18 protein-coding genes and 3 tRNA genes are annotated in these 14,708 nt (G+C 66.6%); 8 read left to right on the top strand and 13 right to left on the bottom strand.

What is annotated here, in order from left to right:
* The first annotated feature begins 110 nt into the window (after positions 1-110).
* Both FHR72_RS06290 and FHR72_RS06285 read left to right on the top strand, forming a co-directional pair.
* Positions 111-986, top strand: a complete 876-nt coding sequence (locus tag FHR72_RS06290; protein ID WP_183467065.1) for a cyclopropane mycolic acid synthase family methyltransferase — start codon at positions 111-113, stop codon at positions 984-986.
* Between the two features lie 140 nt (positions 987-1,126).
* Positions 1,127-2,023, top strand: coding sequence for a cyclopropane mycolic acid synthase family methyltransferase (locus FHR72_RS06285; RefSeq protein ID WP_183467064.1), 897 nt, complete (start codon positions 1,127-1,129; stop codon positions 2,021-2,023).
* A 69-nt stretch (positions 2,024-2,092) separates the two neighbouring features.
* Here the strand turns inward: FHR72_RS06285 and FHR72_RS06280 are convergent, their stop codons facing one another.
* Positions 2,093-3,703: a PE-PPE domain-containing protein gene (locus tag FHR72_RS06280; protein WP_183467063.1), complete on the bottom strand. Its 1,611-nt coding sequence runs from the start codon at positions 3,701-3,703 to the stop codon at positions 2,093-2,095.
* Positions 3,704-4,102: 399 nt separating this feature from the next.
* Here FHR72_RS06280 and FHR72_RS06275 point away from each other — a divergent pair, with 399 nt between their 5' ends.
* A complete protein-coding gene (locus tag FHR72_RS06275) occupies positions 4,103-4,399 on the top strand; it encodes a hypothetical protein (protein WP_183467062.1) in 297 nt (98 codons plus the stop codon).
* A gap of 267 nt (positions 4,400-4,666) precedes the next feature.
* On the opposite strand, the gene rplA is transcribed toward FHR72_RS06275, so the two are convergent.
* The 11 genes from rplA to FHR72_RS06220 form a co-directional block, all read right to left on the bottom strand.
* The gene (gene rplA, locus FHR72_RS06270) at positions 4,667-5,380 is read right to left on the bottom strand and encodes a 50S ribosomal protein L1 (protein WP_183467061.1); all 714 of its coding nucleotides are present in this window, start codon (positions 5,378-5,380) and stop codon (positions 4,667-4,669) included.
* 64 nt (positions 5,381-5,444) lie between these two features.
* The gene (gene rplK / locus FHR72_RS06265; RefSeq protein WP_011895939.1) at positions 5,445-5,873 is read right to left on the bottom strand and encodes a 50S ribosomal protein L11; all 429 of its coding nucleotides are present in this window, start codon (positions 5,871-5,873) and stop codon (positions 5,445-5,447) included.
* A 43-nt stretch (positions 5,874-5,916) separates the two neighbouring features.
* A complete protein-coding gene (gene nusG, locus FHR72_RS06260; RefSeq protein ID WP_183467060.1) occupies positions 5,917-6,768 on the bottom strand; it encodes a transcription termination/antitermination protein NusG in 852 nt (283 codons plus the stop codon).
* 53 nt (positions 6,769-6,821) lie between these two features.
* On the bottom strand, positions 6,822-7,265 hold the full coding sequence (gene secE / locus FHR72_RS06255; RefSeq protein WP_183467059.1) for a preprotein translocase subunit SecE: 444 nt from the start codon (positions 7,263-7,265) through the stop codon (positions 6,822-6,824).
* A gap of 73 nt (positions 7,266-7,338) precedes the next feature.
* Positions 7,339-7,411: transfer RNA gene (locus FHR72_RS06250), tRNA-Trp, on the bottom strand.
* A gap of 124 nt (positions 7,412-7,535) precedes the next feature.
* Positions 7,536-8,081 (bottom strand): (3R)-hydroxyacyl-ACP dehydratase subunit HadC, encoded by a 546-nt coding sequence (gene hadC / locus FHR72_RS06245; RefSeq protein ID WP_183467058.1) that lies wholly within the window; start codon positions 8,079-8,081, stop codon positions 7,536-7,538.
* 13 nt (positions 8,082-8,094) lie between these two features.
* On the bottom strand, positions 8,095-8,523 hold the full coding sequence (hadB, locus tag FHR72_RS06240; RefSeq protein ID WP_183467057.1) for a (3R)-hydroxyacyl-ACP dehydratase subunit HadB: 429 nt from the start codon (positions 8,521-8,523) through the stop codon (positions 8,095-8,097).
* Positions 8,510-8,989, bottom strand: a complete 480-nt coding sequence (gene hadA, locus FHR72_RS06235) for a (3R)-hydroxyacyl-ACP dehydratase subunit HadA (RefSeq protein WP_183467056.1) — start codon at positions 8,987-8,989, stop codon at positions 8,510-8,512. Before hadA ends, hadB begins: the two co-directional genes overlap by 14 nt.
* A 63-nt stretch (positions 8,990-9,052) precedes the next feature.
* The gene (rpmG, locus tag FHR72_RS06230) at positions 9,053-9,220 is read right to left on the bottom strand and encodes a 50S ribosomal protein L33 (RefSeq protein ID WP_003929651.1); all 168 of its coding nucleotides are present in this window, start codon (positions 9,218-9,220) and stop codon (positions 9,053-9,055) included.
* A 35-nt stretch (positions 9,221-9,255) separates the two neighbouring features.
* Positions 9,256-9,329, bottom strand: a tRNA-Met gene (locus FHR72_RS06225).
* Positions 9,330-9,380: 51 nt separating this feature from the next.
* Positions 9,381-9,453 (bottom strand) — tRNA-Thr (locus FHR72_RS06220).
* A 113-nt stretch (positions 9,454-9,566) separates the two neighbouring features.
* Here FHR72_RS06220 and FHR72_RS06215 point away from each other — a divergent pair.
* The 3 genes from FHR72_RS06215 (at position 9,567) to FHR72_RS06205 (ending at position 12,131) form a co-directional block, all read left to right on the top strand.
* Positions 9,567-10,286 carry an MBL fold metallo-hydrolase gene (locus FHR72_RS06215; RefSeq protein WP_183467055.1) on the top strand — a complete coding sequence of 240 codons (720 nt, stop codon included), beginning with the start codon at positions 9,567-9,569 and terminating at the stop codon, positions 10,284-10,286.
* Positions 10,287-10,330: 44 nt separating this feature from the next.
* Complete coding sequence (locus tag FHR72_RS06210) at positions 10,331-11,032, top strand: crotonase/enoyl-CoA hydratase family protein (protein WP_183467054.1); 702 nt, start codon at positions 10,331-10,333, stop codon at positions 11,030-11,032.
* 106 nt (positions 11,033-11,138) lie between these two features.
* Positions 11,139-12,131, top strand: coding sequence for a magnesium transporter CorA family protein (locus FHR72_RS06205; RefSeq protein ID WP_183467053.1), 993 nt, complete (start codon positions 11,139-11,141; stop codon positions 12,129-12,131).
* On the opposite strand, the gene FHR72_RS06200 is transcribed toward FHR72_RS06205, so the two are convergent.
* Positions 12,109-13,212 carry an NAD(P)/FAD-dependent oxidoreductase gene (locus FHR72_RS06200; protein WP_183467052.1) on the bottom strand — a complete coding sequence of 368 codons (1,104 nt, stop codon included), beginning with the start codon at positions 13,210-13,212 and terminating at the stop codon, positions 12,109-12,111. The two genes, FHR72_RS06205 and FHR72_RS06200, sit on opposite strands and share 23 nt — an antisense overlap.
* Positions 13,213-13,346: 134 nt before the next feature.
* On the opposite strand from FHR72_RS06200, the gene FHR72_RS06195 reads away from it, so the two are divergent.
* Both FHR72_RS06195 and FHR72_RS06190 read left to right on the top strand, forming a co-directional pair.
* Positions 13,347-14,081 (top strand): DUF3060 domain-containing protein, encoded by a 735-nt coding sequence (locus tag FHR72_RS06195; RefSeq protein WP_183467051.1) that lies wholly within the window; start codon positions 13,347-13,349, stop codon positions 14,079-14,081.
* A 25-nt stretch (positions 14,082-14,106) separates the two neighbouring features.
* Complete coding sequence (locus FHR72_RS06190; RefSeq protein WP_183467050.1) at positions 14,107-14,703, top strand: HD domain-containing protein; 597 nt, start codon at positions 14,107-14,109, stop codon at positions 14,701-14,703.
* The last annotated feature ends 5 nt before the right edge of the window (positions 14,704-14,708 follow it).

The raw sequence follows: 14,708 nt of genomic DNA, 5'->3' as shown, positions 1-14,708 counted from the left end.
CTTTCACGTCAATTCACCGCCTCACGGATGCGCGTAGCATCCCCGACTGGGACATGGTCACCGCCTAACAGGAGATCCTCTTCGGGCTGTGTCCGCAGGAAGGTCCAAACATGGCTACCAAAAAGACCCGGACCCTGAAGCCTCACTTCGATGACGTCCAGGCCCACTACGACCTCTCCGACGAGTTCTTCCGGTTGTTCCTGGATCCGTCGCAGACCTACAGCTGCGCCTACTTCGAGCGCGACGACATGACTCTCGAAGAGGCCCAGCTCGCCAAGGTCGACCTGGCCCTGGGCAAGCTGGGCCTGGAGCCCGGCATGACGCTGCTCGACATCGGCTGCGGCTGGGGCGCGACGATGATGCGCGCGGTCGAGAAGTACGACGTCGACGTCATCGGTCTCACACTCAGCGAGAACCAGAAGGCGCACGTCGAGAAGGTTTTCGCCGCCAGCAACGACTCGCGCAGCAAGCGGATCCTGCTGCAGGGCTGGGAGGAGTTCGACCAGCCGGTGGACCGGATCGTCTCGATCGGCGCCTTCGAGCATTTCGGCAGGGACCGTTGGGACGACTTCTTCGCCATGGCCTACCGGGTGTTGCCCGACGACGGCGTGATGCTGCTGCACACCATCACCGCACTCACCATCCCGCAGATGATCGAACGCGGTATCCCGTTGACCTTCTCGGTGGCCCGGTTCATCAAATTCATCCTGACCGAGATCTTCCCCGGCGGTTATCTGCCGACGATCGAACTGGTCGGTGAGCATGCCGGGAAGGCCGGCTTCACCCTCACCCGCGAGCAGTCCCTGCAGCCGCACTATGCCCGCACCCTCGACCACTGGTCGACGGCCCTGGAAGCCCACCGGGACGAGGCCATCGCCGTGCAGTCCGAAGAGGTCTACGACCGGTACATGCACTATCTGACCGGCTGTGCCGATTCGTTCCGCAAGGGCTACACCGACGTCAATCAATTCACTCTGGTCAAGTGACGCGCGGGAGCGGATTGGCTCCTTCGACAGGCAGAACGCTACGCTGACGTCTTCAAGACGCGTGTTTGTCGAAGGCCGGGTCGCGTCTTCGGTACGGTCTTCCACAATCTGATACGACGGGAAGCACGGAGCAGAAGAAAATGTCTGATCAATCCACCGGCACCAAGGATATGACGCCTCATTTCGAGGACATCCAGGCGCATTACGACCTGTCCGACGACTTCTTCGGCGTTTTCCAGGACCCGACCCGCAAGTACAGCTCCGGATTCTTCACCGGGCCCAATTGCACCCTGTCGGAAGCGCAGATCGCCAACGTCGACCAGCACCTCGACAAGCTGGATCTCAAGCCCGGAATGACGCTTCTCGAGGTCGGCTGCGGGTGGGGACTGACCCTGCAGCGCGCGATGGAGAAGTACGACGTCAACGTCATCGGCCTGACGCTGTCGAAGAACCAGAAGGCCTACTGCGACCAACTGCTGGGCAAGCTGAACTCGGAGCGCACGTTCGACGTCCGGCTGGAGGGCTGGGAGCAGTTCCACTCCCCCGTCGACCGCATCGTCTCGATCGAGGCGTTCGAGCACTTCGGTTTCGAGCGTTACGACGACTTCTTCAAGATGTGCTACGACGTCCTGCCCGAGGACGGCCGGATGACCATCCAGAGCAGCGTCGGGTACCACCCGTACAACCTCGCCGAGCGCGGCAAGAAGCTGACGTTCGAGCTGGCCCGGTTCATCAAGTTCATGATCACCGAGATCTTCCCGGGCGGGCGTCTGCCCACCACCGAGATGATGATCGAGCACGGCGAGAAGGCCGGCTTCGTGGTCCCCGAGGCGATGTCGCTGCGCAACCACTACATCAAGACCCTCGGCATCTGGGCCGACCGCCTGGAGCAGAACAAGGAAGCGGCGATCGCTGCGACCGACGAGGAGAACTACCACCGGTACATGCGCTACCTCAAGGGCTGCCAGTACTACTTCATCGACGAGTCGATCGATGTCAGCCTCGTCACCTACCTGAAGCCGGCCGTCGCCGCCTAGGCACCACCGGCACCTGGAAACGAAGAATCCCCCGCACGCCTGAATGCGGGGGATTCTCCATGGTGGCCCTTAGGCCGCAGCTTGGGTGCCGCTGACAGTATCGCTGCCCTCGTCGTCCCCGTCTGCGGTTTCGCCGACAGAACCCTGGTCCTCGGCCTCCTCATCGCCGGCTTCGGTGGCGTCCGTCCCGTCGGTAATGTCCGTCGCGTCGTCGGTGTCCATCGTGTCGGTGACATCGGTGACTTCGGCGCCGTCTGTGATGTCGGTGACGGGCTCTTCGTCGGCCGCGACCTCCTCGTCGCCGGCTGCAGCGTCGCCGCCGACCACGGTGGCGGGCGCCTCCTGCGTCGGGGTCGTCTCCTCATCAGCCGCGTCGACGCCGTCGTCGACGGCCGCGGCGGGTGTCTCGTCCCGCAGGGCCGTGCGATGTAGCGGTGACACCGAGGCGTCCGCGTCGGCGGGTTCGACCGAGGTCTGGACGCCGTCGCCGGTGTCCTCCAGTCGCGTCTCCTCGCGTGCCGGGATGAAGTTCCTGATGAAGGCTTCGATGCCCTGCACGGCGGCGACGGCGAAATCGACGCCGACCTTCAGCCAGTTCTGGAAGATCTTGAACGGCAGGATCGTCGACCGGCTCGGCACGCCGGGGTCACCGCTCCAGTCGTAGCCGAGGTCGACCATTTCGCGGACCACCGGCTCGGCGAGGTCGATGAAAGGTTCGGCGAGCCAACCCAGACGCAGTGAATCCGCAAGCGAGCGAACAAGATCCATCAGCGGCAGGCTTGTCGCCGGGATCATGATGTAGGTGTTGCCGAAGCCGTCGGTCCGGCAGTTGCCCGGATTCCGGTCGCAGTCGAGCTGCTGGGCGAGCGTGGCGTCGGTGTACCCGTACGGCATCTCGTCCTCGGGATCCTTGTCCGTCGGGTCCAGGTAGTACCCGTGCACGGTGTCGAACGCCGCGATCATGTTCAGGACCGCGACGATGTTGCCCCAGTACTTGGGTGCGTAGACCACCGGGTCGTACTCGAACCCGATCGAGGTGGTGTCGATCCCGGTGTCCACCGGCATGGCGGGGTCGAACGACACGTCGAGGATGGGGATCGGGTTGCCGAGGAAGTACCGCAGCCACGCCAGCCGCTGCCACAGGCCGCCGTCGGGGTTCTCGATGCCGCCGATCGTGACGACCTTCAGCCGGTCCAGGACGTCGTCGGACAGGTTCAGCGCTGCGAGCTCGGTGAGGGCGTTGGCCACCACGGCGCCGCCTTGGGAGTAGCCGAAGATGAAGACGTCCTCGTCGGATTCCGCGGTCAGGAACGGCGACAGCGCCGCCATCAGGTTCTCGACTCCTTCGTCGACCGACACGTCCCACTTCTCGCACCGGCCCGGAACACACCAGCCGGGCAGGATGCTCAGCGGCCAGAACGACGCCGGATACGGGATGCCGACCAGGTCCGGGTTCGCGCACTCGACGGGATCGGTGCACGCGACACCGTCGATGTACCGGCTCCAGGCGTTCTCGCGGTATCTCCCGATGGCGTCGGCGTCCGGGGTTCCGGTCCCCGGCACGATCAGCGCGGTGGCGCCGTAGGCCAGCGCGGAGACGAAGGCCGACGCGACCGCCAGGGACATGGCGGCGACGAGGGAGACGATGACGAGAACGACGGCGCGAAGCTGGTGACGCATGCGTTAACGATCACACAGGCGGCGCGGCGGCGGCGGGCATTCAGCAAACTGTTCTCGTGACGTTTCGCCGGCCGGGGCCACGCGTTCGGGCGGCGCCGCGGCGTCCCCGTCCACCGCTGCCTGAATGCGGCGCACTGTCCGACGGGAAGCGCCGCCTGAGGTGTCCGGCCGCAGGCCTGCCGCCCGCTCGGACACCCGGTGCTGCAGCACGCCACCGGCGATAGGCCCCGCCGCCGCCGTGGGCGCGGCGGCCCCGCCATCGGCTCGGGTCCGGCTACCGGCCTGCGGGCTGGCTACTGCCCGCCCAGCCCCGGCACGTGTCCGACGGCCGACTGACGCGCGTGAGAAATAGGGAAACACCCGATTCGTCCGGGGCGTCGCCGTGGATACCGTCGGGTGATGGGCGATGGCCGCAGCACGATGAACTTCCTCGCAGAGTGGTACCTGCCGGACCTGGCGGAGGAGACGGTCGATGATCTCGTGGCGCGCGTCCGGGCGGCGGCCGCAGTCCTCAGCGACGAAGGTGCCAGCGTCCGCCTGGTCGCGACGGTGTCCGTCCCCACCGACGAGGTGCTCTACGGGGTGTTCGACGCCGACTCTCCCGAGGCCGTCGCCGCTGCCTGCGAACGCGCCGGATCCCCTCAGCAGCGGCTGTCCGCCGACGTTGTCGCCCGCATCGTGTCCGGGGCGGCGTGACGTCCCCGCGCCGGCTGCGAGTGTGTTTGATCATTCGGCGCCGTAATTGACGGACCCGATGCTATGTTGCTGCGCGAGGGTGCTCTTCGGTCGCCGCGTTGCGGTTCACCAGGGGGGATATCGTCGACGTCCGACCGGACGCCTGATCCAATGTTCGTGGGGGACAGTGCTTCAGGCAGGTCGGAGTCGGCGACCGAAGAGCCCCAGGGTCTCGATACGAAGAAACCCCGCACCGGAAGGTGCGGGGTTTCTTGTCGAGGCGTCGGGTCAGACCGACTCCTCCGTGAAGTTGCGGGTCACGGACGGGTCGACCGGGATGCCCGGTCCGGTGGTCGTCGAGACGACGACCTTCTTCAGGTAGCGGCCCTTCGACGACGACGGCTTGGCGCGCAGGATCTCGTCGAGCGCGGCGCCGTAGTTCTCGGCCAGCTTCTTCTCGTCGAACGACGCCTTGCCGATCACGAAGTGCAGGTTGGCCTGCTTGTCGACGCGGAAGTTGATCTTGCCGCCCTTGATGTCGGTCACGGCCTTGGCCACGTCCGGGGTGACGGTTCCGGTCTTCGGGTTCGGCATCAGGCCACGGGGGCCCAGGATGCGCGCGATGCGACCGACCTTGGCCATCTGGTCGGGGGTGGCGATCGCGGCGTCGAAGTCGAGGAACCCGCCCTGGATCTTCTCGATCAGGTCGTCGCTGCCCACGATGTCGGCGCCGGCGGCCTCGGCGGCTTCGGCCTTGTCGCCGACGGCGAACACGGCCACACGCGCCGTCTTGCCGGTGCCGTTGGGCAGGTTCACGGTGCCGCGCACCATCTGGTCGGCCTTACGGGGATCGACGCCCAGGCGGATCGCGACCTCGACGGTGGCGTCCTGCTTCTTCGACGACGTCTCCTTGGCCAGCTTCGCGGCCTCCAGCGGCGTGTACAGGCGGGTCTTGTCGACCTTCTCGGCGGCTTCCCGGTATGCCTTGCTCGTCTTGCTCATTGTTTTCTCCTTGGTTCAGAGGTCGTGGTCGCGGGCCGAAGCTGGCCCTCCCACAGGTGTCGGACTATTCGACTGTGATGCCCATGGACCGGGCCGTGCCGGCGATGATCTTGGCGGCCTGATCGATGTCGTTGGCGTTCAGGTCTTCCTTCTTGGTCTCGGCGATCTCGCGCACCTGATCCCAGGTCACCTTGGCGACCTTGGTCTTGTGCGGCTCGCCCGAACCCTTGGGCACACCGGCGGCCTTGAGCAGCAGCTTGGCGGCGGGCGGGGTCTTCAGCGCGAACGTGAAGCTGCGGTCCTCGTAGACGGTGATCTCCACGGGGATGACGTTGCCGCGCTGCGACTCCGTCGCGGCGTTGTACGCCTTGCAGAACTCCATGATGTTGACGCCGTGCTGGCCGAGCGCGGGACCGACCGGCGGGGCGGGGTTGGCCTGCCCGGCCTGGATCTGCAGCTTGATCAGCCCGGTGACCTTCTTCTTCGGGGGCATAGCTGGGTGTTCCTTCTTTTCTCTTGGCGGGCGTGATGCCCAGTTAAATCTTGGCGACCTGGTTGAAGGTCAGTTCGACCGGCGTCTCGCGTCCGAAGATGGACACCAGCACCTTGAGCTTCTGCTGCTCGGCGTTGACCTCGCTGATCGAGGCGGGCAGCGTCGCGAACGGGCCGTCCATGACGGTGACCGACTCGCCGACCTCGAAGTCCACCTCGATGACCGGACGCTCGGTGGCACCGACCTCGGCGGCCGCGGTCGAGGCGGCGGTGGCCTTGCCGGGCTTCTTCGCCGCGGCAGGCGGGAGCAGGAACTTGACCACGTCGTCGAGCGACAGCGGCGACGGACGCGACGTCGCGCCGACGAAGCCCGTCACACCGGGGGTGTTGCGCACCGCGCCCCACGACTCGTCGTTCAGTTCCATGCGCACCAGGATGTAGCCGGGCAGCACCTTGCGGTTGACCTGCTTACGCTGGCCGTTCTTGATCTCGGTGACCTCTTCGGTGGGCACCTCGACCTGGAAGATGTAGTCACCGACATCCAGGTTCTGCACGCGGGTCTCGAGGTTGGCCTTCACCTTGTTCTCGTAGCCGGCGTAGGAGTGGATCACGTACCAGTCGCCCGGCTTGAGGCGCAGCTCCTTCTTGAGCGCGACGGCGGGGTCCTCGTCCTCTTCCGGAGCCGGTTCGGCCGCGGTGTCGGCGGGCTCGCCGGCATCAGAACCCTCGACCACGTCGGTCAGCTCGGCGGGCGCGGCGTCCTCGTCGCTGCCCACCGCCTCAGAACCCAGGTCGGAACCGGCCTCGGCACCAGCCTCATCCTCGGCGTTGGTCTCGTCGACATCGATGGTGTCGACGAGCTCGCCCGAAGGCGCGTCGCCGTCGAAGCTCGTCACGTGTCAGTCCTCTCTCAAAATCATCAGCGGCCTGCGGCCCGGTCCCGGGTCGGTCAGGCGAAGACCCAGGTGATCAGCTTGGCCAGGCCCAGGTCGACCCCGCCGATCAACGCCACCATGAAGATCAGGAACAGCAGCACGACGGTCGTGTAGCTGACCATCTGCTTGCGGTTGGGCCAGATGACCTTCCGCAGCTCGCCGACAACTTCCCGCAGGTAGTTGATGATGAACGTGATCGGGTTGCGCGACGGCCCGTCCTTGGGCTTCTTCGCGGTCTTCTTCTTGGGCTTGGGGCCGCTGCCGTCGTCGTCCTTCGAACCCGAACTGTCGGTCTCGGGCGACTCGTCGGTGTCCACCTCGGCGACGCGTCGCGTCCGCTTGCCGGTGGGTCGCAGGGGCCGCGTCACCACGGCGGTCTGACCGCGGGTGTCACCGTCGTCGGGCTGTGTGCCGCTGTCGGTGTCCGCGGAGCTGACACCGTCGCGCTCGTCGCTCACCGCATGCTTCCCATCTGGTCGTGTTCTGTGTGGTCACCTTCCAGTGTCCACACTCCTCGAGTGTTCAGTTGCGCAGGGGCGACAGGACTTGAACCTGCAACCTGCGGTTTTGGAGACCGCTGCTCTGCCAGTTGAGCTACGCCCCTTCAGGGGACCCTGCAGGGCTCACACAATTCGCGCGCTCCCCGTTCGGTCGATCTGAGCCGACGGACAGCGCGCTTAACTGGGAAAACCCGAAACCCGAGTGTAGCGCGCCGTAGGTCGGAGTTACTAATCCGTTCCCGTCGCGGCGGCGTCCTGCGTGTCCTCGTGCTGAACCGGCTTGCGCAGCACCTGCCCGGTCTCCGGGTCCCAGCCGGCGGAGATCGAATTGTCGCCCTCGTGGCCCATGAGCGTGGTGAACGACTCCATGACGACGGCGCCGGTGTCGTCGGTCAGGACGTTGCGGGTGGTGACGATGTCGGCGCCGAACCGCTCGTCGACGGTCAGGATGGTCAGCGCGCCGCGCAGCCGGTCGCCCTCCTGGATCGGGCGGTGGAACAGGAACTTCTGGTCGACCTGGATGATCTGCAGGGTTTCCAGACCGACGTCGACGTGCTGGAAGAAGTGGTTCTGGATCATCACCGCGAAGATCGACATGAACGTCGGCGGCGCGACGAGCCCGCTGTGCCCGAGCTCGGTGGCGGCGTCCTCGTCATGGCTCGCCGGGTCCTTCGACTTCACCGAGTTCGCATACTGACGGATCTGTTCGCGACCGACGACGAAAGCGTCGGGGTACTCCCAGACCATCCCCCGGATGTCTGTTTTCAGTGCCATCTGCCGAACCCGCCTACGCCAGTTTCGCGACGGCGACGGCGCGACCGAAGATCTTCTTGCCCCCGGAGGTCGCACTCAGCGCGATCGTCACGGACTTCGAGTCGGCGTCCACGGACTTCACCCGCCCGTTGAACACGATCTGCGCGCCCACACCGTCGTTGGGGACCGGTACCACGGCGGTGAACCGCACGTTGTACTCGGTGACCGCGGCCGGATCGCCGACCCACGACGTCACGTACCCGCCGCCGAGGCCCATGGTGAGCATGCCGTGGGCGATCGCGGTGTCGAGGCCGACCTGCTTGGCGATCTCGTCGTCCCAGTGGATCGGGTTGAGGTCGCCGGACACGCCCGCATAGTTGACGAGGTCGGCCCGCGTCAGCGGGATGACCCTCTCGGGAAGTTGATCGCCGACGCTGACCGAACTGAATTCACGCAGTGCCATGTGAAAAGCCACTCTCTCCGTCTTCTTCGCTACGCCCTGCGAGCGTGGTGTAGGACTCCTGAACGACATCGCCCTTGGAATTGCTGACGATGTTCTTCGTGACGATGATGTCGGTGCCGTGGGCCTTGCGGATCGACTCGATCCACACGTCGCAGTGCAGTTCGTCGCCCGCCTGGATGGGGCGCACGAACTTCAGGGACTGGTCCACCTGGACGATCTTGGCGTCCGCGATGCCGATGTTGTGGGCCGCGAACATCGCCCACTGGGCCATGTAGCCGAAGATCGAGATGAAGGTCAGCGGCGCCAGCAGCGAGTCGTAGCCCAACTCGGCGGCAGCCTCTTCGTCATGGAACGCCTCGTCGTCGTTCTTGACCGCTACGGCGTACTCACGGATCTTTTCCCGCCCCACCACGTAGTGGTCGGGGTAGCGGAAATGCGACCCGACGTAGTTATCCAGAAACGACACGAAAGATGAACCTACCTAGCCGACCTCAGCAACTGTGAATCGACGGCGTCCACGGCGCGCTGGCTAGCGCGACTCTTTGTGGGCCTGGTGCTTGCCGCAGTTCGGACAGAACTTCTTGATCTCGAGGCGGTCGGGATCGTTGCGGCGGTTCTTCTTGGTGATGTAGTTGCGGTGCTTGCACACCTCGCAGGCCAAGGTGATCTTGGGCCGTACGTCAGTACTGGAGGCCACGTCAGTCGTCTCTTTCTTCCACGGTCGCGTTCTTGTAGCGGTGGGGAGGCTCGATCTCCCGACCTCACGATTATGAGTCGTGCGCTCTAACCAGCTGAGCTACACCGCCCCGGACAGATCCGGGCTGGGCGCTGTCGGGGCGCTCCGCCCGTTTCCACCGAGCCCCCTAACGGAATCGAACCGTTGACCTTTTCCTTACCATGGAAACGCTCTACCGACTGAGCTAAGGGGGCGTGCACCCGCGCGAGTGCCGCGAGCCTTAAAGAGGGTACATTCTCCGGGTTTCCGGCGCCAAACCGCTGGTCACTGGCGCCGTTCCACCCCTGTGGAGCCTACGCTGACCGCTATGGCCGACAAACCCGACCGCCTCTACTTCCGCCAGCTGCTGTCGGGCCGCGATTTCGCGGCCGGGGACATGATCGCCCAGCAGATGCGCAACTTCGCCTACCTGATCGGCGATCGCGAGACCGGCGACACCGTCGTCGTGGATCCGGCCTACGCCGCGCAGGACCTCGTGGACGCGCTGGAGGCCGACGGGATGCATCTGTCCGGTGTGCTCGTCACCCACCACCATCCCGACCACGTCGGCGGATCGATGATGGGCTTCGAGCTCAAGGGCCTCGCCGAGCTGCTGGAGCGGGTCAGCGTCCCGGTGCACGTCAACGCCCACGAAGCGGACTGGGTCTCGCGGATCACCGGCATCGCGGGCAGCGAGCTGACCTCCCACCAGCACGGCGACACCGTCTCCGTCGGCGCCGTCGACATCGAGCTGCTGCACACCCCCGGCCACACGCCCGGCAGCCAGTGCTTCCTGCTCGACGGGCGGCTCGTCGCCGGCGACACCCTGTTCCTCGAAGGCTGCGGACGCACCGACTTTCCCGGCGGCAACGTCGACGACATGTTCCGCAGCCTGCAGGCGCTGGCGCAGTTGCCCGGCGACCCCACCGTCTTCCCGGGACATTGGTATTCCGCGGAGCCGAGCGCGGCACTGTCCGACGTCCGGGGCAGCAACTACGTCTACCGCGCGGGCAACCTGGACCAGTGGCGCATGCTGATGGGCGGCTGAGCCCGGCCGGACGGACCTGCCGGCAGCGCTGTTACGTTCGACCCATGACCAGCACCGTGTCCTATGAGCTCGCGGATTCCGTGGCCACCATCACCCTCGACGACGGCAAGGTGAACGTGCTCGGGCCCGCGATGCAGGCCGCGCTGAACGAGGCACTCGACCGCGCCGAGGCGGACAAGGCCAAAGCGGTGGTGCTGGCCGGTAATTCGCGGGTCTTCAGCGGGGGCTTCGACCTCGCCGTCTTCCAGTCCGGCGACGCGGCCGCCGCGCTGGGCATGCTCTCGGGCGGTTTCGAGCTGTCCGTGCGGACCTTGACGTTCCCGGTCCCGGTCGTCATCGCCGCGACGGGCCCGGCGATCGCGATGGGTTCCTTCCTGCTGCTGTCGGCGGATCACCGCGTGGGGCAGCCGAAGTCGCGCTGTCAGGCCATCGAGGTCGCCATCGGGATGACGATCCCGATCTCGGCGATCGAGATCATGCGCATGCGGTTGACACCGGCGGCGTTCGAACGCGGCACCGCACTGGCGGCCACCTTCGTGGGCGACGAGGCGATCGCAGCGGGCTGGCTCGACGAGATCGTGGACGTCGACCGGGTTCTCGCACGGGCCCAGCAGGTGGCGACCGAGGCGGCGACCACGCTGCACGCCGGTGCCCACCTGGCCACAAAACTGAAGGCGCGCAAGCCGGCCCTGGATGCGATCCGGGCCGGGATCGACGGTCTGGCAGCAGAATTCGCGCTCAGCTAGGTCGCCCGACCTCCCGCCGCGGAATAGCATTCCAGGTCGTGATTCCCACCCGACCCACAGCCGTGGCCTCTCACTCGCGGCGCCGTCTCAGTGCGAGGATGGACGCGTGACCCACGTCCGCGGCCGGATCTGGCGCGAAGGCAAACCCACCGACGAGTTCGAGTTCTCGTCGATCTCGGACTACCTCGACTCCGAGGACACCTTGGTGTGGTGCGACATCTACGATCCCGACCACGCCATTCTCAACGAGCTCGCCCAGGAGCTGTCGCTGAACACGTGGGCCGTGGAGGACGCGCTCGGCGACTCCGAGCGCACGAAGGCCGTTGTCTACAAGACGCACACGTTCTTCACCGTCTACGGGGTGTCGGTGCAGGAGCCACCCCCTGCCGACGTGTCCGATTCCCAGCTGGCGGCTCACCGCATCTCCGGCTTCGTCCTGCCGCGGGGTCTGATCACCGTGCGGCTGTCGAAGGAGTTCGACATCGACGAGGTGTCCCGGCGTTTCGACGAGCTCGGCGGGCAGGAGTACGGGGTCGGCTCGCTCGTCCACGGCCTGCTCGACGTCGTGGTGGACGGCCACTTCGCCGCGGTGCAGGCCCTCGACGACGGCATCGAGGATCTCGAAGACGAGCTCTTCGCCGACAGCGTTCCACGAAACAACGTGCAGCGCAGAACCTTTCAATTTCGTAAGGACCTTGTGGCCCTGCGGCGCGTGGTGCTGCCGATGCGCGAGGTGGTCACGGCCATCCAGCACCGCCGGATGGACGCCAAGACCGCCGCCGAGCTCGACCCCCTCTACGCCGACCTGTACGACCACGTGCTGCGCGCCTCGGAATGGACGGAATCGCTGCGCGACATGGTCACGACGGTGTTCGAGACCAACCTCTCGCTACAGGACGCGCGGCTGAACATGGTGATGAAGAAGCTCACCGGATGGGCCGCGATCATCGCGGTGCCGACCGCGGTCACCGGTTTCTACGGCCAGAACGTGAACTACCCGGGCATCGAGACGGTCGGCGGTTTCGTCACCAGCACCGCCGTCATCCTGGTGCTCGTCGTGGTGCTCTACCTGACGTTCAAGAAGCGGGATTGGCTGTGACGGTGAGTGTTCCGACGACCTTGTCGCCGAGCCGGTAGGTCGCCGAGAACCCGTCGGCACGTTCGATCAGGTCCGAGGAGTCGTAGTCGGACCCCCATCCCCGGTATTTGAGCGTGAACGCGCCGATCACACCGCTGTATCCCGGGATCTTGTCCCAGGCGGCCGCCGCGCCCGCCGCGGTGAGGCCCGCCACGAGCCCCTGCTGGGCGGCGTCGCGCCAGTGCTCGGACACCACGCGCCGGCCCGCGGCGACATTGTGGGCGATGGCGATGTCCCCGGCCGCGTAGATGTTGCGGACCGAGGTGCGCATGCGCTCGTCGACCACGACACGGCCCCGGTCCGTGGCGAGCCCCGCGCGGGTGGCCAGCCGGATGTCGGGCCGCACGCCGGTCGCCGCGACGATCACGTCGGCGTCGACGCGCTCCCCCGTCATGAGGGTGACGCCGTTGTCGTCGATCGCGTCGACGGTCGTCGAGGTCAGCACCCGGGTCCCCGCGTCGGCGAGCATCTCGGCGACCCGCTTGCCGACGTCGACGCCGAACCTGCGCAGCAGCGGTGCGGCTTCCGGGATCACGAGGGTGGTGGCCAGGCCCAGCCCGGCCAGACAGCTTGCGGTCTCGCAGCCGATCAGCCCGCCGCCGATCACCACGGCGGTGTCACCGAAGCGGGCGGCCATCTTCAGGGCGACGGCGTCGGCGAAGGAGCGCAGCGGCTGCGCGGACTGTCCGCCCGGTACGGCCAGGGGAACCGCCGCCGACCCCGACGCGAGCACGAGGTGCCAGTACGGGTAGCGCGCCCCACCGACGGTCACGACCTCCTGGGCGTCGACGTCGATACGCTCCACGGTGACCCCGAGCCGCAGATCGATGTTGTGCCGGGCGAACCAGCCCGCGCTGTGCAGATCGAGGTTCGTGTGGCCGCCCCCGAGGAATTCCTTGCTGAGAGGGGGCTTGGCGTACGGGAGTGCGGGATCGGCGGACAGGATGCGCACGGGGATGTGAGGGTGCCGTCGGCGGAACGTCTCGGCGGCGCTCACCCCCGCCGGACCACTGCCGATGGCCAGAAATCCCGGTGCCGCCATGGCGCGGGGATACCACCATCTCGGGAAGATCAATCTTTTCGGCGTCCCCGGCCGTCAGGCTCCGGCCATATTCGCTGTGATCCGGTGGAGTGTCGACCGTTGAGCGCCAAGATCAGGTGTGCAAACATCGGCGCATGGAGCCCTATGGCGATCCTGAGGCCCGCATTCGGGACCTCGAACGCCCCCTCGCAGATCAAGCGCACTCCAACGAGCTGGGCACGCACGCGTACGAGGCGCCACCACCGCCGACCGAACCCGCCCCGGCCTACCAGTACGGGACTCCGCCGCCTGCGGAGCCCTATCCCACCCAGCAGCCCTACGGCCAGTACGGGTCGCCCTACTACGCCGCTCCGCAGCAGGTCGTCCACAAACGCTCGCAGACGGCCGTCTGGCTGATTCCGCTGGTCGTGATCGCGATCATCGGGGCCGGCGTCGTCGCCATGGTCCTGTTCTTCAGCCTCGGCAGCCCCGGCCCCAGCCCGACGATCTCGGGAGGAGGCGGCCAGCTCGACGGGCCCCAGGTGCCCGACGTCCCGCAGATCCCGCCGATCCCGCAGATCGATCCGCCGGGTGGTGCGACGGACGAGGTCATCACCGTGGAGGCGGGTGGCTCGGTCAGCATCGGCGGCGTCGACAAGGTCCAGACGATCGTCTGCAACGACGGCACGGTCAACATCAGCGGCGTCCAGAACAGCATCGAGGTCCAGGGGTCGTGCGCCGTCATCCACGTCTCCGGAGTCGAGAACAACGTCACGATCGAGTCTTCGGGTTCGATCGACACCTCCGGCTTCGACAACCGGGTCACCTACCGCGGCGGGGACCCCGAGATCAGCACCTCCGGCACCGGCAACGTCGTCGAACAGGGCTAGCCACCACCTCTCCCCGAAGGAGACCATGAGCGAACGCACGACCGCCCCGAGGTTGTCCGGACAGTTCTCCAAGGCGCTGGTCTACGCCGAACTCAAGCACCACAACCAGGCCCGTAAGGGCAGCGAGATCCCCTACACGGGGCATCTGCTGTCGGTGGCCGCCCTGGTGATCGGCGACGACGGCTCCGAGGCGCAGGCGATCGCGGCCCTGCTGCACGACTGTGTGGAGGACGCCGGCGGCCCGCCCACCCTGGCCGAGATCGAGGCGAACTTCGGCGCCGAGGTGGCCCGCATGGTCGACGAGTGCAGCGACACCGACGAGACCCCGAAACCGCCGTGGCGAGAGCGCAAGCAGCGCTACCTCGACCACCTCGCCGACGTCGGGGACGACACCCTGCTGGTGTCGGTGGCCGACAAACTGGACAACGCCCGCTCGATGCTGCGCGACCACCGCGAGGTCGGCGCGCGGCTGTGGGAGCGGTTCTCGGTGACCGATCCCGCCGATCATCTCTGGTACTACGGCGAGCTGATCGCGGCGTACCGGCGACGCGGCCTGACCAGCTGGATGGTCGACGAGCTGGACAGGGTCGTCGCCGAACTGTCCAGAGCCGTCTCCGTCTGACCGCC

Source organism: Mycolicibacterium iranicum (assembly GCF_014190915.1).
Lineage (GTDB): Bacteria > Actinomycetota > Actinomycetes > Mycobacteriales > Mycobacteriaceae > Mycobacterium > Mycobacterium iranicum_B.
Note: the sequence above shows the minus strand (reverse complement) of the source record. Positions and strands in the feature narration are given on the sequence as shown.